We start from the raw sequence: 19,526 nt of genomic DNA, 5'->3' as shown, positions 1-19,526 counted from the left end.
CCTATAATTGTCATGTTTGCACATGCCTCCTGACAGGAGCCTGTCAGGAGCGTTATGATAAATTCTCGGTCATGCTGAGAAAGGAGCGAACATGAGAAGGGCCGACCGACTTTTCCGTCTTGTACAGATTTTGCGCCGTCGCAAACTGTGCCGGGCGCGCGAACTTGCCGAGGAACTGGAAGTTTCCGAACGCACGATTTACCGCGATATTCGTGATCTTGCCGCGTCCGGTGTTCCGGTCGAAGGCGAGGCGGGGGTGGGATATATCCTGCGCGATGGATATGACCTGCCGCCATTGATGTTTGATGCCGACGAGATCGAGGCACTGGTGGTTGCCGCACGCATGGTGCAAAGCTGGACCGATCCGCAAATGGCGCGGGCCGCGGGCGATGCCCTGACCAAGATCGAGGCGGTCTTGCCGGAAAAAATGCGGGGTCTTATTGGCGGGGTGCCGATTGCGATTGCCGAAATCGCACAGGCCCCGATTGCGATTTCGATGCCCGATTTGCGTCGTGCCATCCGTGAACGGCACCTGATCAACATTGATTATACCGATGCCAAGGGGGATGACACCAATCGGCGGGTCTGGCCGTTGGGGATGCTGTTTTTTGGTACCATCTGGCTGTTGGCAAGCTGGTGCGAACTTCGCCAGGCCTTCCGCGTTTTCCGTGCAGACCGGATCAAGAACATGCAGATCACCGCAGATCATTTCCGACCGACACCGGGGCGGACATTACGTGACTACCTGATTTCCGAAGGCGTCGAGGGGGAAATCCTCAATGGCATCGGCCGATAACGAATTTGTCCAGATGGTAAGCGAATTGTTATCCCCACTGGGAAACATCCGCCCGAACCGGATGTTTGGTGCATTCGGGCTTTATTGCGATGGGGTATTTTTTGCGATCATTGATGACGTTGTGCTGTATCTGAAAGGCGATGACCAAACTGCCGGGGCCTACGATGCGCAAGGTATGGCACCCTTTTGTGTGCCATCAGGTCGCCCGATGACACTGTCTTATTTCGAGGTTCCGGGTGACTGGCTGGACGAGCCTGATCAATTGATGGAATTTGCCCATATGGCACTTGGTGCTGCGCATCGTGCGGCAGCAGAAAAGGTGGCCAAAGCCAGGCGCAAAAAATCGAAAACCGGCAGTAATGGGTAAAAGTTTTCAGGGAGATCAGGGACAAAATCATCCGATTGTTTGAGGTCGCACTGAAAGGGCTGCATTTGCCGCAGATTTTCGTATAAGATTTTCCTGTAGTAAGAAAACCACGGGGAAAGCGCATCGGTGTGGCGTTAAAGGATTTGTGCCGGAGCATTGTCGGGACGTTCCGCGTTCGGGAAGATCAACCCGAACTGGTTCGCGCGCAGGTCAAGGCCCTCTCCCGTCAAATCCCGTTACTTTACATCCTGCTTTTTGCCAACGCGGTCGCGCTGGCTTTCACGCATTACGGAACTGCACCCGACTGGATGACGGTTTATATTCCAGCGGTTCTGGGGATTGTCTGTCTGATCCGCGGGCTTGCATGGATGCGCTTGCGTGATACGGCAAATGATTTTGCCAGTGCGGTGCTGCATTTGCGCCGTATCCGCATTCTGGCCGCAGTCATCAGCGTCGTCTTCACCGCCTGGGCGATCAAGATGTTTGGTTATGGTGATGCCTATCAACAGGGGCATGTCGCCTATTTCATCTCGATCACCGTGGTTGGGTGCATCTTCTGTCTATTGCATTTTCCCCCGTCAGCCCTTTTGGTCGTCATCATCGTTCTGGGATCTTTCATCCTGCATTTCGGGTCTACGGGGAACGAGGTTTACGTCGCGATTGCGGCCAACATGGCGATGGTCTCCTTGATGATTGTCCAAATCATCCGAAGCTACTACGCGGCGTTTTCCGGACTGGTGGAATCGCAAATCGATCTGGAAAAGCAGCACACCAAAACCATCGAGCTTTCCAATCAGAACCGTGAACTGGCCTTTCGTGATGCCTTGACCGGGCTTTCCAACCGCCGCGCATTCTTTTCCCATCTTGACGAAGCGGTGGCGCGCGCAAAGGATAGCGGACGTTTTGCGATTGCGATGATTGATCTGGACGGGTTCAAGCCGGTCAATGACGTGCATGGCCATCCGGCTGGTGATGATGTGCTGGTCAAAGCCAGCGCCCGCCTACGCGAGATTCTGGGGCCGGATGTCCTGTTGGCGCGATTGGGCGGTGATGAATTCGGTGTGATCCTTGACGGTGTCACGGATGCAACTGAACTTATCCGCATCGGACGGGAGTTGTGCGGAACGTTAAACGATCCGTTCGAAGTTGGCGGGGGTACGGTACAGCTTTCCGCATCGCTTGGTTTTGCGACTTATCCCGCGGTAGCGCGCGAACCCAATGCCCTGTTCGAGCGGGCCGATTTCGCGCTTTATTACGCCAAGAAAAACATGCCGGGCCATCCGGTTTTGTTTGCCGCCCATCACGAAACCCTGATCCGTCATGACAGCCAGATCGAACAGGCCCTGCGCAAGGCCGATCTGGAAAGCGAATTGTCGATCCACTATCAACCGGTTTTTGATTTGCACAGCGGCAAACTGCATTCGATCGAGGTGCTTGCCCGGTGGGATAACGACAAAATGGGGCGGGTTTCACCCGAAATGTTTTTCCCGGTGGCCGAAAAAACCGGGCAGGTCGGAACTTTGTCAATGATCCTGTTCCAGAAGGCTCTGAAATCCATGATCGCCTGGCCACAGGATGTACCGTTGTCGTTTAACCTGTCGGCCCGCGATATAGTTCTGCCCGACATGGCGCACTGGCTGATTGATCAGATCAAATTCTTTGGGATTGATCCTGGACGTCTGACATTTGAAGTGACGGAAACGGCTTTGCTGCGCGATTTTGTGTCGGCCCGTGCCAGCATCCGCTATCTGCGCCGCCACGGTGCAAAGGTTGCGCTGGATGATTTCGGGATCGGGTATTCCAGCTTGCGCTATGTTCATGAACTGGAATTCGACTGTCTGAAGATTGATCGCAGTTTTATCGAACCGATTGTTACCAGCGAACGCAGTCAGCGGATTGTCAAAACCGTGATCGATATGTGCGATAATCTGGGCACGGATTGCGTGATCGAAGGGATCGAGACACCCGAACAGCGTGACGAGGTTCTGCGTCTTGGCGGGCATCTGGCGCAGGGATATTTCTTTGCCCGGCCATCGGCTACGATTGATTGGGATGCGTTACCCAATGTGGCAGGTCTGGATCGGGCAGATCCACCATTAGCTCCCCGACCGGCAGACGCAAAATCATAACGTCCCATCATCAGATACGTGATCGCAAATAGGGCAAAATCGGCTGCATATTTGCCCTATAGATGTCGGTTTCCCGGTTAATCTTCCTGCAACCCAATCAGGGTATTCTTCTGGTCATCCGGCATGACTGATGGTGGCATATACCCGCGTCGCGGGCCGGAAAGCACCGAATACTGATTTTGCGGTCGATCTAAGCAATTGAAACGACTCGTTGTTTTTATTGGCTCTTGCAAGGATTCAGGCGAGTCGTTACGATTCGCCATCTCAGACGGGAACAGGGCTTCGGACAGATGTCAGGCCAGATACACATTTCATCCCAGATACCGGCGGTCACGATTGACGGCATTGATCTGGCGCCTGAAATTCGCACCCGTCTTCGCAATATGATTGATACACTGCCTGACCAACCCGCCCGATTGCGGGTGATGGGACATGTGCTGCTTGATCTTGGTCTTGGCAGTCTTGCACTTGACGCGTTTGGACGGGCGCTGTTGCTTGATGATCTTGATCCGGCAACGCATCTGGGACTGACCCGGACCTATTTGCAGAGCGGATCGCGCGATACTGCACTTGAACATCTGGAAATCGCAATCAGCCTGCGGCCCGACGCCCGCGAGCTGCGCGTGGTGGCCGCCGATCTTGTCGGTTGCCGTGACCACATGAAGGCATTTGATCAATTAGGGGCGGTCCTGTCGACAGATCCTGATCACGCAGGCGCGCGTAAGGGGCTGGCGGCACTGATACGCTCCGTGATCACAAGCCGTATTCAGGAAAGCAAATCTTCTTCATCAAAGCCTGCGATTGATACCGCCCATGTCTGGGACTTGCAGGATCATATGCCGGAACGGGAACTTTCCCCGCCTCAGCCTTGGTTCCTGAATTAGCCTGATCATTCCTGATGTTGTTTTGTCGTCCGGGCAGAGGGATTGGGCTGCAATGACACGACGGTGAAGTCATCATGCAGCTTGACCGGTGCGCGGTCCATGAATTGATCGGCGAGGTGGGATGCCAGATCGGTCATGCCGCCAGTTTCGGAAATAATCGCCTGTACCATTTTCAAAAGGCGTTCACCTTCAAGGAACGCACCATCATCAAGCACGGTTTCGATCAGGGCATCGCTGTAAAGCAGCAGGAAATTATCAATCCCGAAGGGCATTTCACGGGTTTCATATCGGGCATCGCGGATAACACCAAGCGGAACGCCGGAACCGTCAAGAAACGTGGTTTCACCGGTTTTGATGTTACCCAGAACTGGCGAGGTGCAGGCCGCACTGGCGTAGCGGAATGTTTCGGCGGTTCGATTGATAACACCATACAGCATCGTGGCGTATTGCCCGACCGGGAGCAGACCCTTGAGGTGGCGGTTAAGGGATTCCAGATACGCGCCTGGATCATCATCATGTCGGTCGTCCGACCAGATCAGGGAGTGAAGGCGAAATGTATTCAGCGCTGCACCAAGGCCGTGACCGGCGAAGTCAACGATGTAAACACCAAGCCTGTCGTCATCAATCGGGGCCAGTCCCCACATATCACCGCCAAGTTCGGATGACATCTGGAAGCTGGCGCTGATGGTCATGCCATATTCAAGGCCGGTACCCCGATATTGTTCCGCCTTGGGGATCAGCATTTCCTGCATGTCACGCGCCATTTCCAGTTCGGACTGCGTACGTTCCTGATAGGCCTGCAACTGTTTGACCAGTAGACGATTTTCAAGATGGATACGCGTACGCGCGATCATTTCCGCCTTGTTTAGCGGCTTTAAAATAAGGTCGGTCGCACCGTCCTCGAAAATCCGCGTGCGACCTTCGTTTTCTTCAAGTGCGGTCTGGGCGATGATCGGGATTTCGGCAAATAGCGGATTGGTACGTAAAGCCTTGCATACCTCGTAGCCATCCATTTTGGGCATGATGATATCAAGGATGATCAGGTCGGGACTGTGTTTGTGGGCCTGTTCCAAAGCATCTTCACCGTCCTTGGCGAAAACCAGATTTGTAAATCCGTCCGAGCGTAAATAGGACGCGATGATTTCACGCGATATCATCGTGTCATCGGCGATCAGGATCGTCGCATCACGCGGGTTCCGAAGATCACCTTGTTCGGCGGCCTCCAGACCTGCGACAAAATTGGTATTAAGCGGCAAGGCTGCCGATGCATCGGGGGCAAAAGTCAGCCGGATTGTCCGCCCGCCACGATCAAAGGTGACATCGTGGCAAAGGCTTCTGATCAATGGCAGGCCACGGCCAAAGGTGGATTCAGCACCGGGTAATGTTGGAACCGGGGTCTCATCGGGCGGGACAAAGCCGCTGCCCTGATCATGGATCGAAATTTCGACATTGCCATTGCGCCGCTTTTTCGCCGTCAGCATGATTGCGCGGCCACCATGGATCAGTGATGCCAGGCGGCGCGCCGTTTCCTCGCCCAGTTCATTGAAGCGGTCCATCGACAGATGGCCGGTCGTATTCATTTCCAGATTGCCGTGGATCATCGAATTTGCAAACGCTTCCTGCACGGCCATTTCGACCGTCGGTGCGATGGTATCGTGAATGATGCCGCGATGGCGAAGGGCTGTCACGAATTTGCGTGCCATCGGCAGTTGATAGGCACTTTGCGTCGACATACAGACCAGAAGATCCCAGTTCGCACCCCGCTTGGCGGTTCGCAACGGTCCCAGATCACCCAGATCAAACCCGTCATAGCATTCGACAAAATAATTGCAGTTCAGGCGGACCAGCGCACCAAGCCATTCCCGGCCGGTCTCGGACGGTATCAGGCATAATTGGTATCGGTTGCGGTGTTCAAAATCTTCGGGGCTTCGGCCAAAGAAAAGTTCCGCATGCGCGCCTGCGCCATCACCAAAAATGTGCCGCCCGCCAAGAATCTGTGCCGCACGTGTTTGGTCAAGCGGTTCGGCAACAGCAACAAGGGGGCGTGGATGGGCCTCGCCGGTTGCAGGCATGTATCAGTCTTCCAGCTTGAACAGGGTATCGAAGCGGGCAACTTCGAGCATGCGTTTGACCTGTCCCTGCGCGCCTTTGAGAATGACCGTCGCACGCGACTTCTCACCTTCGTCACGGGCAAGTAGCAACATGCCAAGCCCGGCTGAGTCGATGAACTCGACCCCGGAAAGGTCAAGGATTTGTGTTTCGGCTTCCTGACTGCGGATTTCTTCGATCAGTTTGCGAAAACTGGAATGGTCCCCAAATGTAAATCGGCCATTCAGTTCGACCTTGATCGTGTCGCCGGATTTTTCGGTGGTGTAATTCAAGCCGTGATACTCCCGGATGCGAGCAATGTTACTGAAACTATGCCTTTTTTAACCAAAAGCTGATTTCTATGAGATAACGAATCAGCTGACTAGAGGTTAGCAGTTGTGCATGTAATGTCACTATCGGTATGGTTCCGGTAGATGAATAGATCGGGACGTGAACGGCAAAATGCCAGAACAGGCACGCATTATTGTTGTTGAAGACACGCTGTCGCTTGCGCGGGTGTATCAGGACTACTTGCGCGCGGATGGCCACAAGGTCGAGCATGTCGTCACTGGTCGTGATGCTATTCAAAGACTGCGAAATGATCCTCCTGACGTTCTGGTTCTTGATCTTATCCTGCCGGACATGGATGGGCGTGATGTTCTGCGCGCCGCCCATCAGGCCGCACCGGAATGCAAGGTGGTTGTGATTACCGCCCATGGTTCGGTCAATGTAGCGGTCGAGGCGATGCGTGACGGGGCGTGGGATTTTCTTCTGAAGCCTTTTACCGCCGACAAGCTTCGGATCACGGTCAGTGATGCCTTGGAAGGGCGGTCCGCGATCAGTCATGCGGTCCAAAAATCTGATGGCGTCGATACCGTCGACGAGATGTATTTTGACATCATCGGCGCGTCAGACACGATGCATGATATCTATCGTATCATTGAAAATGCAGCCCCCAGTCGGGCAACGGTTTTCATTACTGGTGAGTCAGGGACCGGTAAGGAACTTGCGGCAGAAGCCATTCACCGTCGGTCCGAGCGGGTTAACGAGCCATTTATTCCGCTAAACTGTGGTGCGATCCCCAAAGACCTGATGGAAAGCGAGATTTTCGGTCACGTCAAAGGCGCGTTCACCGGTGCCGTAATCGACCGCGAAGGTGCCGCCCACCGGGCCGATGGCGGAACCCTGTTTCTGGATGAAATCTGCGAGATGGATCTGGACCTTCAGACCAAGCTTTTGCGGTTCATTCAGACCGGGACATTCCAGAAAGTCGGTGGCAGTTCGATTGAAAGCGTTGATGTAAGGTTTGTTTGTGCAACAAACCGTGATCCGCTTGAGGAAGTACGTGCCGGACGTTTCCGAGAAGATCTGTATTACCGTCTTCATGTAATTCCGCTTCACATGCCGCCCTTACGTGATCGCGATGATGATATCCTGCAAATCGCCAATTTCTATCTGCAACGCTTCACCCGTGAAGAAGGACGCGATTTTCAACGCTTCAGCCCCGATGTTGCCGCCCTGTTCGCGCGCTATGCCTGGCCGGGCAACATTCGCCAGCTTCAGAACATCATCCGCAACATTGTCGTTCTGAATAATGGCACCGAAGTCACCATGTCGATGGTGCCCCGACCGGTTAACAGCGGCACGGACGACGAACGTTTTGGGTCGGGATCCATCGAAGCACCGCCCCCCCATCCGGTCGTCTCAAACGGGTTGGAGGATGCCGGTCGCTTTTGGGAAGGGGACCCGGATGCGTTGGCCTTTTTGGCCGGTGCGCGCAACCTGCGCGACGGGGTGGAACCAAAGCATATGGATATGGCACCGGCCATGATTGGCGCGGACGCTCGGTTTGGCATGGCTCCGATGCCAGCCGGTTTGCCGATGGACAACAGCTATGCCGGGATCAAGCCGCTTTGGCTGGTGGAAAAGCAGGCGATTGAAGAAGCAATTGCGAGATGCGGTGGATCGATCCCGCGTGCAGCGGATGCCCTGGGCGTCAGTCCATCGACGATTTATCGCAAGAAACAGGCGTGGGAAGAAAACGGGGCGAAATAGACAAGACAGCTTTTAATTGATTGTCTTTAAAGACCTGCCAGCGCCTTTTCCAGTCTGATCCAGTCCTTTTCCGTACCCGGCAGACCAAACCGGACACGGTCAGCATGATCATCAAACAACCGGACCAGAATGCCCTGCGTGCCCAGATGGTGCGCAAGCTTTGCGGCATTCTTGCCGCGATATAGCCGAAACAGTATGGTGCCGCCGACCCGTTCCAGATCGGTCAGGCTGGCAATCAGATTATCAAGGCGGTTTGCATTGATTGACAACTGAAGGCACATATCGGTTTGCCACACCCGATCTTCAAATGCCGCCCGCGCGATGGTCAGTGCCGGACCCGCGATAGCCCATGGACCGATCCGGTCGGTTAGATCAGCCGCCAGTTCCGGGGGCATGACGGCACATCCAAGACGTAATCCTGCAAGGCCGAAAAACTTGCCAAATGAACGCAGGACAATCATGCGTTCGAATTTATGGCATTGTCTGCAAATGCTATATTCCGGGCTGCAATCCATAAAGGCCTCGTCAATCAGAAGCCATTTGCCATGTTCTGTTGCCATTTGGGCAAGTTCTGTCAGGGTGGTCTGGTCTATCAGGCCGCCATCGGGATTGTTCGGATTAACCAGAATGACAATGTCATCGCGGCCACCAGGGGATTGCAGGATATCGGCCATGTTCGATACCCGGTTTTCCGGTGTTGTTGTGACGGTTTCCGTTCTGAACCCCGCACGTTTCCAGCCCAGTGCATGTTCGGCATATGTCGGGCCGATAATGTGAACGGTTGCGGTTCTGCCCTGATCGGCAAACCAGAAGGGAATGGTCTGGATCAATGCCTGCGTTCCCGGCGCAAAGGCAATCTGGTTGGGATGTGAAATGCCGTAATAGTCCGCTGCGGCCTGTTTCAGGGCGTCCAGTTCACTTGCCAGCGGCAATCGTTGCCAATGGATGGCATCAATCGCTGCAATCGGCCAGGCGGTTGCATTGATCCCCGTCGACAGATCAAGCCAGTCCGGTGCGGCAATGCCGTATTTTTCGGCCGCCGCATCAATAGCGCCACCATGGGATGGGGGGTGCAGGATCATGAATGTGCCTTTGGCCCGAAATGGGGATACAGAGCGGTGAAACTTAATGCTATCTGCGTAACGCGTGACAGGATCGGGCGCAAGTCGGACTTGCGCGGCAGCAGGTGACTTCGTATCGTCCGCCAGACCCTGCATTGGATTTTCCGACATGATGACTGCGTTTCAGGCCTGCCAACGTGAAAGTTGGCTTTCGATCAACCCGCAACTGACAATTTCCGCCGCCGGTGCGGGGATCCGTTATGTGCCGTCGGTCGGTTATGACAAGGGCGGATTTGATGGTTCGGCGCATTCCGACCGGTTCTGGCAGGATGGATATTTCCTGATTGATGATCTGTTGCCTGTTGAAAGTCTGGCGCAATTGCGCACCGGGATTGAAACATTGGTGCTCAACGGTTTGCCGCCAGCGATGATCTATCTGTATGACGAGGCATGGCAGGTTTTCATGCGGCTTCGCCCGTTGCTGACCCATTTTCTGGGGGATCGGGTAAAGCTGCTTCCGCATTTCTGGGCATGGCATGTCGATCCGGGGCAGGGCGGGCGCGGGTGGCCGCCGCATCGCGATTATCAGGGGGAAAGTGTTATTGGCGATGACATGCTGATCAGCCTGTCACTTTGGGTGCCACTGGGCGTTGCAAGCCCCGATAACGGCTGTATGTACGTATTGCCGCGTTCATTTGAAAAGTGTTATCCTTGCCCTGTTGCTAAACCGGAAGATGTTGTTTTGCAAGATGTTCGGGCACTACCCGCGAGACCGGGGACCGTGATGGGATGGCGGCAGGATTTGTATCATTGGGGTGGGCGCGCCAGTACCTTTGCCACTGAACCAAGGATCAGTCTGTCGCTTGAATTTCAGAATGCAGCATTTGATCCCCTGGCGGATCGTCTGCTTGATCTGGACCAGCCACCGGCGTTTCGTGAACGGCTTGAACTGATCGTGCAGCAATTTGCGAAATACCGGCATATGCAATCGATGGACGACGATATCCTGCTATGGGCAAACAGCATTCATGCCGAACTGTCAGGTTGGGCATGACAAAAGCCCTGCATCGCGTTCTGAATGCCGGAATGGCACACTAACAACGGTCAAAAAGACCAGAACCGGGGTCGATGCCAATATGCCAAAAATGCTGAGCCTTCCCGGTGTCGCATTTCTTGCCTTCTGTGCCATCGCTCCTGTGTTTCTGCTTTTCTCGTCGCTTGATGACGATCTGGTGTCGGGCATTACCGTTTCAGTTCTGGTGGTCGTGGAATTCATCGCGCTGCTGTCGATGTGCATTGGCTGGATCCTGTTCGACATCACCAAGCGCAAGCAGATTTTCTATTTGGCGGCCGCGATGGGAGTGCTGCTAATCAGCGACCTTTTGGGTATTCCCAACCTTCTTGCGGCCCGCAGCGTGTTGGGGCAGGAACAGGCACTTGGTTCCTTTACCGGCCTTCTGGTTCTTGTGTTGCGACTGGGCTCTTTCTGGCTGGTTGTCATGAGCTGGCATGTCGCAAACCGTCACGAAAGCCGTCAGGGTAATGATCAGGTGTGGGCAATGGTGCCCGGGCTGATCATCGCCGGTGTCGCGGTTCAGGCATTTCTGGTCTGGTTCATGCCCGGTGTTTCAAGCGATGTCAGCGGGGCATTGCAAAATATCAGCACGCTTATCCTGTTTCCGACGACAATCATGATTGTTGCCGGGGCGGCGGGGTATCTGGTGCGGTGTCATTACCGGTTTTCCCTTTCCGAAAGCCTGATCTGTTTCACGTTGCTGATTGGCTGCTTCAATCATCTGGCATTTTTCGTATTCGGGCCGGAACACGCCGATATTGTCGCGCGCTTCATCATTCCATCGCGCCTGATCAGTTACAGTTTTGCCTTGGCTTTCATGTTGCTGGAATTGCGCAGTCATTATCGACAGTCATTTCAGGCAAGTTCGGCCAAAAGCGAATTTCTGGCGACCATGAGCCACGAAATCAGAACGCCGTTAAATGGCATTTTAGGCATGGCGCAATTGTTGCGGCAAAGTCAGCTTGACGATGCGCAAAAGGAACGGGTGAGTGCGATCTTGTCATCCGGGCGTGCGCTGATGGCGCTTTTGAACGATATCCTTGATATGAGCAAGATCGAGGCCGGTCGGGTCGAGTTGGAAAAACGTCCCTTTCACCCATCCGATATTACCTATGATCTGTTTCGTGCGATTGCCGACATGGCACGCGAAAAGAACCTTTCCCTGCATTGTGATGATGCGCCGTTGGCAACACGGATGTTTATCGGTGATGAAGTCCGGTTTCGCCAGATCCTGTGGAACCTGTTGTCAAATGCAGTGAAATTCACCCGGAAGGGATCGGTAAGGTTGGAAGTCACCCGGGAGGAAAATGTACCGGAACGGGTGCGCGACCTGATTGCGAATGAGGAAGTTTACCATTTCGCCGTTATTGATACCGGTATCGGAATTCCGCAGGATCGTCAGGAACAGATCTTTTCCCCCTTCAGTCAGGCCGATAATTCCACCATGCGGCAATATGGTGGAACGGGGCTTGGGCTCTCGATCGCGCGCAGTCTGACGGAATTGATGGGCGGCTTCATGATGGTCGATAGTACCGAGGGCAAGGGAACGCGATTTGACGTGTGGCTGCCGTTCGAAGCCCGGCAATCCGAACTGCATGAGCATGGTACAAGCCAGATCGCCGAGGGCAGTGGAGAGAGCATTCTTTCGGGAAGTCGGATTCTTGTTGCCGAGGATAACGAGATTAATGCCAACGTGATCCGGGGCCTTTTGCTGCGTCACGGATTGGTTGTCGATATCGTGCCTAACGGCCGCGAAGCGGTGCATGCCTTCCAGCGGAATGACTATGACGCGATCCTGATGGATGCCCATATGCCGGTTCTGGATGGCGAAGGGGCCACCCGCCATATCCGTGAACTTGAACGCGTCACCAGAGGCGGGCGAATTCCGATCATCTGTGTAACGGCCGAAGCATTCAGTGATCGCCATCGTGATTTTCTGGCTGCGGGCATGGACGAGGTTATGACCAAACCTGTCGAAGAACGAAGGCTTTACAGTGTGTTGTTACGCTTCCTCAGAAGATGTGCAGCGTTCCGTCCGGCGATTGCCGGTTCGCAGGGAAAAGAAGCCGCTGCGGAAGTGAGCGTTTTACCGTTGCCACGCGTAAAACAGCCGGAGCCAGCCCCGGAAACATACACAACCGTATCAGTCAAAGAGACCAAAATGGATTTGATCGACAAATCGCGCTTCGATGAAATGAGCACTGCCCTCGGGGCGGAGCAGATGGCGGGCTTGATTGAGCTTTTACCGGTGTCCTATCAAGAAGAGCGTGAAAAGATCATTGCCGCAATTGCAGACGGCGACCGCGAAAGCCTTCGCCGGGCTGCACATACCATCAAGGGAATGGCGGCAAACCTTGCCGCGGAAAAGCTCGCGGCCGATGCCCGCCAGCTGGAACTTTATGAAGGCGATTTTGACGTCGTGATCCGTGACAGGATTGCCGAACTGGATCGACTTGCCGAAGACACGGCAGATGCCATGCGCAAGGCGTTACAGGATTGACAGCCGCGACAGGAAAAAAGGCCAGCATCAATTCGAGCTGGCCTTTTTGTCGAAGGTTATTTCATATGTCAGCGCGTAATCAGGTCGAGTTGATGGCGCGATATGGCTTCGTTGCCTGTATCGGTAACAATCACCGAATGGCCGGGACACATGGCGATGCCGCTTTCGCTGTCCATCAGGATCATGTGCAGGAAGTAAACCATGCCCGGTTCCGCGATGACCGGATTGCCATGATAAAACATCGGCCAGTCCATCCAGTTCGGGGCAAAGGTCGTCCCCATTGAATAACCGCACGCGTTTAGGCGGTGGGCTTTCATGCCGCCTGCATCGCAAACCCGGGCATAGGCATCGAATACCTTGCCGATTGGTTCGCCCGGTTTAAGAGCATCGCGGCAGGCGACCATGGCTTCGGTTGCGACCTTGTGCATTTCAATGTGGCGCGATGTTGCCTTCCCGACTGGAATGGTGCGCATCATCGCGGCATGGTAATGCCGATAGGCTCCCGCCCATTCCAGCGTGATCTGATCCGTATTAGCCAGATGTTTGCGCCCGGTGAAGTAACGGCAAAGCAGCGCATCGCGTCCGGCGCCGATAATGAATTCATTGCCGGGGTAATCGCCGCCGCCTTTGAAGATTGCACCCTGCATGGCGGCAAGAATATCGCCTTCGAAGGCACCAGCATGGACGGTTTCAAGGGCGGCATCCCACGCATCATCAGCAAGGCTGGCGGCAGTGCGGATATAATCCAGTTCGGCCGGGCTTTTTACAACGCGCAGTTCCGATACCAGACGGGATGCATCGGTAAGCGTGCAGAAATCGTCAAGGGCGGCCTCAAGCTTTTTGCCATTGGCAGCCGTCAGGCCATAGGCATCGTATTCAACGCCAAGCTTTTTGCCACCACAACCAAATTCGGCCAGCATGTCTCGCAGTTGCAATGCGGGATTCACATCAGGACCATCGACCCAGATACGGATATCGCCGATGTCCGATGTGTGTTGTGCCTGACGCAAATCGGGTGCGCGGGTGATCAAGGCAACCCGGCCGTCCGCGCCCAGATACAGGCACTGGAAGAAGACATAGCCGAACGTGTCATATCCGGTGAGATAGAACATGCTTTCCTGACGAAACATCAGCAGACCATCAAGTCCTGCTGCTTCAAGACGGGCAACCGTCCTTACGCGGCGGGCCGCCAGTTCGTCGCGTTCAAAATGCAATGCCATTGGGGCTTCCCTGATTGTGCTTGTTGATTTGCCAACGACGCTAGCAAACTCCGTGAACGGGAAATAGGAAAAAATATGATCCGATGATGTTTTATTGATAAATTATAATTGTTGTATGATGCTGCTTTCGGGATTTTCGTTTCAGATCATGATTTTACCGGAAGAAATCAGTAAATTTTGTTCGAAACCGTAGACATTCTGTCATTCTGTCCCACATGAAATGTAATGGCAGTGTCACAAAGGGCATTGAAATTGCCCGATGCCAGTTCCGCTTAAGACCATCCCCCTCAGGAGGCAAAAGTGGCTAGCTATCAGAAATTTTCTGGAAATGCGCCGGCAACGTCATCGCGAGAAAGGCAGTTTGAACCGGCATATGAAAAATGGCGACGTGATGATCTTTATCACCTTGCCAAGCAGCACGGGATAGAGAACCGCGCGAGTATGTCGACCGACGAACTGGCCCGGGCGTTGCGCGATATTGGTTAGACGGGGTTTCTTTTCAGCGACTTCACGGCACCCTGCTGATAGCGGGATGCATCGTGATGATTTTGCCTGATTTCTTCCGGAAGCAGTTTCGCAACGTAACAGTAAGGTTAAATTGGCTTGGCATGCTTGCCGGGGGCGCGACTTGCGACCTACCTTCCCTATGGCCAATCAAGCCATATGGAGGGTCCCGTGAAGCCAGTACAACTTGTCTATCACCGTGGCGACAGCCTCAATGCACCGGAAAATACCTTTGCCAGTGCTGAAAGTGCTATTGCGGCCGGGGCAGATTTCATCGAGTTCGATGTGCATCAGTCCGCGGACGATGTTCTGTATGTCATCCATGACGAAACGGTTGATCGCACGACCGATGGCACAGGTGCCATTGCGGAAATGACCAGCGCGGAAATTGACCGGCTGGATGCAGGGGCCTGGTTCAACCCGGCGTTCGCTGGCGAACCGGTTCCAAGGCTTGAAGATTTTCTGCGCCGACTGAAGGAACGGGTTAAAATCTATTGCGAGATCAAGCAGGCAGACACGGGAAGGGTTGTCGAGATGCTTGATGATTTCGCTTTTGGAAATGACGTTTTTGTCAGTTCCTTTTCCGCCGCCATCCGCGAAGATCTGCGCCGGATTGCACCCGATCTGAAACGCAATGTGCAGCTTCATGTCGCCGGTTCGCTGGAACAAGCAATTCATCATGAACAGGCCCATATTTTCGAGTTTCTTGAGGAAAATGTGACCTGCGAAGCAATAGAGGAAGCAAAAGGCCATGGTCTTGAAACGATGATTTTCATCGATACGCCCAATGCGGAACTTTTCGCCAAACTTGTCGAATGGCAGGTCGACTATGTCAATCTGGACTATGCGGCTCTGTTCCGAGCGGTTCAGCATGAAGTTTTATTGCGTTTCGATGGTGCGGGACTGGCATCATGATCCTTACGTATGGGCTTAGTTGATTTGACCTTGCCCGCGATATTGGTTATTGCGGCGGCACTGAAAATAAACAGGCGATTGTCGCATTGATGCGGCGCCAACGTCTTGTGACCGGTGTCGGGGGAATGATCTTTGAAGCTTGGATGTTGGCTTGCCGCATTATGCCTGCTTTTTGTCGCATCCCGCGCCGAAGCAAGCGGGACAGATGGTTTAGCCGTACCGCGTATCGCGTTTATAAATCCGGGCCATGGTGATCACGGTTTCTGGAAAGATGTGCGTGACACAATGCAGGCCGCAGCCGACCAGTTTGGTTTTGAGCTGACTGTCTTTGACAGCAACCGTAACTGGAAACAGATGGCCGAAAGTGCCAATCGCGTTTTTTCCATGAACCCGCCCCCCGATTACATCATTGCGGTTAATGAACATCAGCAAGGCACCCGGATCATCCTTGAGGCCCAGGAACGCAACATTCCCGTTCTTATGCTGCTCAATGATCTGACCGATGAACAAAAACAGCGATTTGGTCGACCGGGTAAAGAGCTTGGTTTCTGGATTGCGACGCTGGTACCCGATAACGAGCGTGCCGGATTTGAAATTGCCCAATCTTTGGTTACGGCTGCACAACATGCAAACAGTAATGGGGCGAGCACAAATCTTTGTCTGCTGTCTCTGGCCGGCGATAGCCTGACGCCTGCGTCACTGCAACGGCTTAAGGGACTTGATGTCGCACTGGAAAGATATCCCGAGCTTCGTGAACAGCGTCGTCTGGTGGCCAATTGGTCATTTGATGAAGCCTATCGCAGGACTGCGGAATGGCTTGCCAAGGGGGGCTGTCTGGATGCGGTATGGGCCGCGAATGACAGTATCGCCTTGGGCGCAATCAAGGCAATTGAAGAAGCCGGAAAAGTGCCGGGGAAGGATGTCTTCGTTGGTGGTTTGAACTGGTCCGTCGAAGGACTGAAAAACGTTGCCAATGGCAAAATGACAATGACGCATGGCGGGCATTTTCTGGCCGGTGGATGGATTATAGTATTGTTAAAAGACTATCTTGAAGGCATTGAAAAATTGCGGAAAAATCCCAATGTGCCTTTCCGGATGCAGGCAATAACGCGAGACAATATCAAGACCTACCAGCAGGTTCTTGGAGACCGCAACTGGGAGAAGATTGATTTTTCACAGTTCAGTCTTGTCAACAAACCGGAACAAAGGGACTATCGGTTCAGGATCGAGGAACTGAATTCGGCGCAGGAACGTGATTGGCCAATACCGTCGCGCTGATTGGACTGTCTTTAATGGAAAGGGTGCCGTGTGTCTAAGACAGGAAAGGATACCGTTCAGGACCTGTCTGGACTGAAGCTTGGCAGTTCTGTTGCGACAAGGCAGCTTAAATATTCCCTGTTTGCCGCAATGCTACTTGGCCTTGCGATCACGGCGTTTCAGATTTTCAGCGACTATCAATGGCTTGGGGGTGTCTATCATCAGGCCAATCAGCGCGTTGTCGATAGTAGTATTCCCGTTGCAACCGAAGCCGTGACAAAAAAGGACGCGGCATTGGCGGAGGCCATGGCGCGCGGCATGATGCTGCAAAGGTCTGTTTCCAGTGTCAAAATTCAGCTTCAGGATGGCTACGTTCTTTATCAGGTTCGACGTCCGGTGGGAGAGATACCAACCTCGCGATGGGCGGAAAAGTTGTTCGGCGGTTTGAAGCAACTTGAAATCCCGCTTCAACAAACGGCCAACTCGTCAGATAATTCAATGGGAACGCTGGTCGTTGGCCTGAACCCACAGGTATATGTAACCGCGTTCATGTCCCGGTCTGCTTGGTCATTTTTGGCCAACATGGTTTTCGCCGTCGCCATGGCTGCAGTATTCGCTGCGCTAAGTTATGTTGTTTTCTCCCGCCCGCTGGTGAAGCTTGCCTATTACATTGTCAATTCCGATCCGATGGATGTGAAGCGGTCATTGGAAATGCCGCCAACCTATCGTCATGACGATGAAGTCCAATTGCTGAGTTCGGTTACTGTCGGTCTTTTTGGCATGATACGGGGGCAAATCGGGCAGCTGCAGCGCGCGCGTGATGATTTGCAGGATGCCAATGTCAATCTGGAAACACGGGTTGAAAGCCGGACGCGTGAATTGAATGAAGCCATGGGCAAGCTTGAAGTTCTGGCATCAACCGACCCTTTGACCGGTCTTGCCAACCGTCGTGTCTTTATGGTGCGTCTTGAGGAAAACCTGTCAATCTGGAAACGCCGCGATACGCCGATGAGCATCATCCTGCTCGATATCGACAGGTTCAAGCTGTTGAACGATACCTATGGTCATCAGGCAGGTGATGCAGTTCTGGTATCACTGGCAAAGCTTTTGAAAAGCAGCCTGCGCGATATCGATTTACCCGCACGACTGGGCGGGGAGGAGTTTGCGGTTCTTCTTCCGGGGGAGGGGGCGGAAGGTGCCATGGTCCTTGCAGAGCGTCTTCGGAGCGCGGTTGAACATGATGCTGTTGCCTTCGGCGGCAAGCATTTGAGCTACACGTCAAGTTTCGGGGTGATATCCCTGCCTGCACAGGGGACGGTTGGCAAATTGGGTGCGCAAGTTGCCAAAAACGTTGCATTGCTGAAATCCCACGAAAACACAGACGTTGCCGACATTCTTTATTCGCTGGTCGATGCCGCACTTTATCAAGCCAAGGAAACAGGGCGAAATCGCTGTGTGCCTGTCGATCTTGTCAATCTGGCCGATCAGATCAGCGCCTGAGTTGGGGGCTATTGACGGCCGTCGTCATTTCCCTGTCTTGAAATCCGTATATCGCGGTGGATTGATACACTCATCAGAAGGCCAAAGCTGACAAGAATGGTCATCATCACCGTGCCGCCATACGATACCAGCGGCAACGGAACACCGACCACAGGGATAAGTCCCATTACCATGGCGATGTTGATGAAGACATACAGGAAAAAGGTCGAGGTGATCCCGATTGCGACAAGGCGACCGAACTGGTTGCGGCACCGAAGCGCAATCACATAACCATACATGATCACCATGGTATAAAGCAGTAACAAGGCCAATCCGCCAACCAGCCCGAACTCTTCACCCAGCATGGTAAAGATAAAGTCGGTCTGTTTTTCCGGCAGGAAGTTCAAATGGCTTTGCGATCCCAGCATATAACCCTTGCCAAACAGGCCGCCCGACCCAAGGGCAATCTTTGACTGGGTAATGTGATAGCCCGCGCCAAGCGGATCATTTTCAGGGTTCAGGAACGTCAGAACGCGGTTCTTTTGATAATCGCGCAGAAACTGCCAGCCTATGGGAATGATTGCCAGAACCGCGCCAAGTATCAGGGCGAATTTCCACATCCGAACCCCGGCAAGCCAGAAGATGACGCCGCCACCGGCAATCAGCAATAGGGCAGTACCCAGATCAGGCTGGCGCAGCACCAGTGCCGCAGGAGCCAGAACCATTAAAAGTGGCGGTATCAAAAGCGGGATGCGTCCCACTTCTTCGACAGTCAGGCCGTGGAAATAACGCGCAAGTGCCAGCACAAGCGAGATTTTCATCAGTTCGGATGGTTGCAACTGGAAGAAACCAAGATTGATCCAGCGTTGCGCCCCCATGCCAATATCCCCCTTGATTTCAACCCCGATCAGAAGGATCAGCGCGACGAAATAGGAAAAATAGGCAAGTTTCAGCCAGACACGGACATCCGTAACCGCGATGCCAATCATCAGGAGGGCACCAACCGCAAAACGCATCATCTGACGTTCCGCCCATGGTTCAACCGAACCGTTGGCAGCCGAATACAACATGGCAAAACCGATCCCCGACAGTGCGGAAATCAGCAATACCAGCGTCCAGTTAAGCATTAAAAGACGGCGACCGATTGGCACGTAATCCGGATCTTCGCCGATACGATATCTGCGGCTTGCCATCGC

The 19,526-nt window shown here is 53.7% G+C and carries 16 protein-coding genes; 11 read left to right on the top strand and 5 right to left on the bottom strand.

From position 1 onward, the window contains the following. Nucleotides 1–91: 91 nt before the first annotated feature. From TH468_RS00540 to TH468_RS00525, 4 genes are all read left to right on the top strand, one after another. Nucleotides 92–796, top strand: coding sequence for a YafY family protein (locus TH468_RS00540; protein ID WP_007090760.1), 705 nt, complete (start codon nucleotides 92–94; stop codon nucleotides 794–796). Further along, nucleotides 780–1,163 carry a TfoX/Sxy family protein gene (locus TH468_RS00535; protein ID WP_085641770.1) on the top strand — a complete coding sequence of 128 codons (384 nt, stop codon included), beginning with the start codon at nucleotides 780–782 and terminating at the stop codon, nucleotides 1,161–1,163. The genes TH468_RS00540 and TH468_RS00535 overlap by 17 nt, the downstream gene beginning before the upstream one ends. A gap of 128 nt (nucleotides 1,164–1,291) precedes the next feature. After that, the gene (locus TH468_RS00530; RefSeq protein WP_085641769.1) at nucleotides 1,292–3,292 is read left to right on the top strand and encodes a bifunctional diguanylate cyclase/phosphodiesterase; all 2,001 of its coding nucleotides are present in this window, start codon (nucleotides 1,292–1,294) and stop codon (nucleotides 3,290–3,292) included. Nucleotides 3,293–3,582: 290 nt separating this feature from the next. After that, nucleotides 3,583–4,176: a hypothetical protein gene (locus TH468_RS00525; RefSeq protein WP_085641768.1), complete on the top strand. Its 594-nt coding sequence runs from the start codon at nucleotides 3,583–3,585 to the stop codon at nucleotides 4,174–4,176. 5 nt (nucleotides 4,177–4,181) lie between these two features. Here the strand turns inward: TH468_RS00525 and TH468_RS00520 are convergent, their stop codons facing one another. Together TH468_RS00520 and TH468_RS00515 are read right to left on the bottom strand one after the other, a co-directional pair. Further along, nucleotides 4,182–6,248 carry a SpoIIE family protein phosphatase gene (locus tag TH468_RS00520; protein ID WP_085641767.1) on the bottom strand — a complete coding sequence of 689 codons (2,067 nt, stop codon included), beginning with the start codon at nucleotides 6,246–6,248 and terminating at the stop codon, nucleotides 4,182–4,184. Nucleotides 6,249–6,251: 3 nt separating this feature from the next. Continuing rightward, nucleotides 6,252–6,557 carry an STAS domain-containing protein gene (locus TH468_RS00515; protein WP_007090765.1) on the bottom strand — a complete coding sequence of 102 codons (306 nt, stop codon included), beginning with the start codon at nucleotides 6,555–6,557 and terminating at the stop codon, nucleotides 6,252–6,254. 169 nt (nucleotides 6,558–6,726) lie between these two features. On the opposite strand from TH468_RS00515, the gene TH468_RS00510 reads away from it, so the two are divergent. Beyond that, nucleotides 6,727–8,319 carry a sigma-54 dependent transcriptional regulator gene (locus TH468_RS00510; RefSeq protein WP_085641766.1) on the top strand — a complete coding sequence of 531 codons (1,593 nt, stop codon included), beginning with the start codon at nucleotides 6,727–6,729 and terminating at the stop codon, nucleotides 8,317–8,319. Between the two features lie 26 nt (nucleotides 8,320–8,345). On the opposite strand, the gene cobD is transcribed toward TH468_RS00510, so the two are convergent. Continuing rightward, nucleotides 8,346–9,401, bottom strand: coding sequence for a threonine-phosphate decarboxylase CobD (gene cobD, locus TH468_RS00505; RefSeq protein ID WP_246832172.1), 1,056 nt, complete (start codon nucleotides 9,399–9,401; stop codon nucleotides 8,346–8,348). 148 nt (nucleotides 9,402–9,549) lie between these two features. Between cobD and TH468_RS00500 the strand changes: the two genes are divergently transcribed. Both TH468_RS00500 and TH468_RS00495 read left to right on the top strand, forming a co-directional pair. Next, nucleotides 9,550–10,434, top strand: coding sequence for a phytanoyl-CoA dioxygenase family protein (locus TH468_RS00500; RefSeq protein ID WP_085641764.1), 885 nt, complete (start codon nucleotides 9,550–9,552; stop codon nucleotides 10,432–10,434). Further along, a complete protein-coding gene (locus tag TH468_RS00495; protein ID WP_085641763.1) occupies nucleotides 10,409–12,955 on the top strand; it encodes an ATP-binding protein in 2,547 nt (848 codons plus the stop codon). The genes TH468_RS00500 and TH468_RS00495 overlap by 26 nt, the downstream gene beginning before the upstream one ends. 68 nt (nucleotides 12,956–13,023) lie before the next feature. Here the strand turns inward: TH468_RS00495 and TH468_RS00490 are convergent, their stop codons facing one another. Then, nucleotides 13,024–14,175 (bottom strand): Xaa-Pro peptidase family protein, encoded by a 1,152-nt coding sequence (locus TH468_RS00490; RefSeq protein ID WP_085641762.1) that lies wholly within the window; start codon nucleotides 14,173–14,175, stop codon nucleotides 13,024–13,026. 300 nt (nucleotides 14,176–14,475) lie between these two features. Between TH468_RS00490 and TH468_RS00485 the strand changes: the two genes are divergently transcribed. From TH468_RS00485 to TH468_RS00470, 4 genes are all read left to right on the top strand, one after another. After that, nucleotides 14,476–14,661, top strand: a complete 186-nt coding sequence (locus tag TH468_RS00485; RefSeq protein ID WP_037992343.1) for a hypothetical protein — start codon at nucleotides 14,476–14,478, stop codon at nucleotides 14,659–14,661. Nucleotides 14,662–14,850: 189 nt separating this feature from the next. Further along, entirely contained in the window at nucleotides 14,851–15,594 is a 744-nt protein-coding gene (locus TH468_RS00480) for a glycerophosphodiester phosphodiesterase family protein (protein WP_168177046.1), read from the top strand. A gap of 132 nt (nucleotides 15,595–15,726) precedes the next feature. Continuing rightward, nucleotides 15,727–16,872: an ABC transporter substrate-binding protein gene (locus TH468_RS00475; protein WP_085641760.1), complete on the top strand. Its 1,146-nt coding sequence runs from the start codon at nucleotides 15,727–15,729 to the stop codon at nucleotides 16,870–16,872. A 30-nt stretch (nucleotides 16,873–16,902) separates the two neighbouring features. After that, nucleotides 16,903–18,351, top strand: a complete 1,449-nt coding sequence (locus TH468_RS00470) for a GGDEF domain-containing protein (protein ID WP_085641759.1) — start codon at nucleotides 16,903–16,905, stop codon at nucleotides 18,349–18,351. 8 nt (nucleotides 18,352–18,359) lie between these two features. Here the strand turns inward: TH468_RS00470 and rodA are convergent, their stop codons facing one another. Then, nucleotides 18,360–19,523 (bottom strand): rod shape-determining protein RodA, encoded by a 1,164-nt coding sequence (gene rodA / locus TH468_RS00465; protein ID WP_085641758.1) that lies wholly within the window; start codon nucleotides 19,521–19,523, stop codon nucleotides 18,360–18,362. Nucleotides 19,524–19,526 lie beyond the last annotated feature (3 nt).

The organism is Thalassospira sp. MCCC 1A03138 (assembly GCF_002115785.1).
Classification (GTDB): domain Bacteria; phylum Pseudomonadota; class Alphaproteobacteria; order Rhodospirillales; family Thalassospiraceae; genus Thalassospira.
The sequence above is the reverse complement of the archived record's forward strand: the minus strand, read 5'-3'. Positions and strand labels throughout refer to the sequence as shown.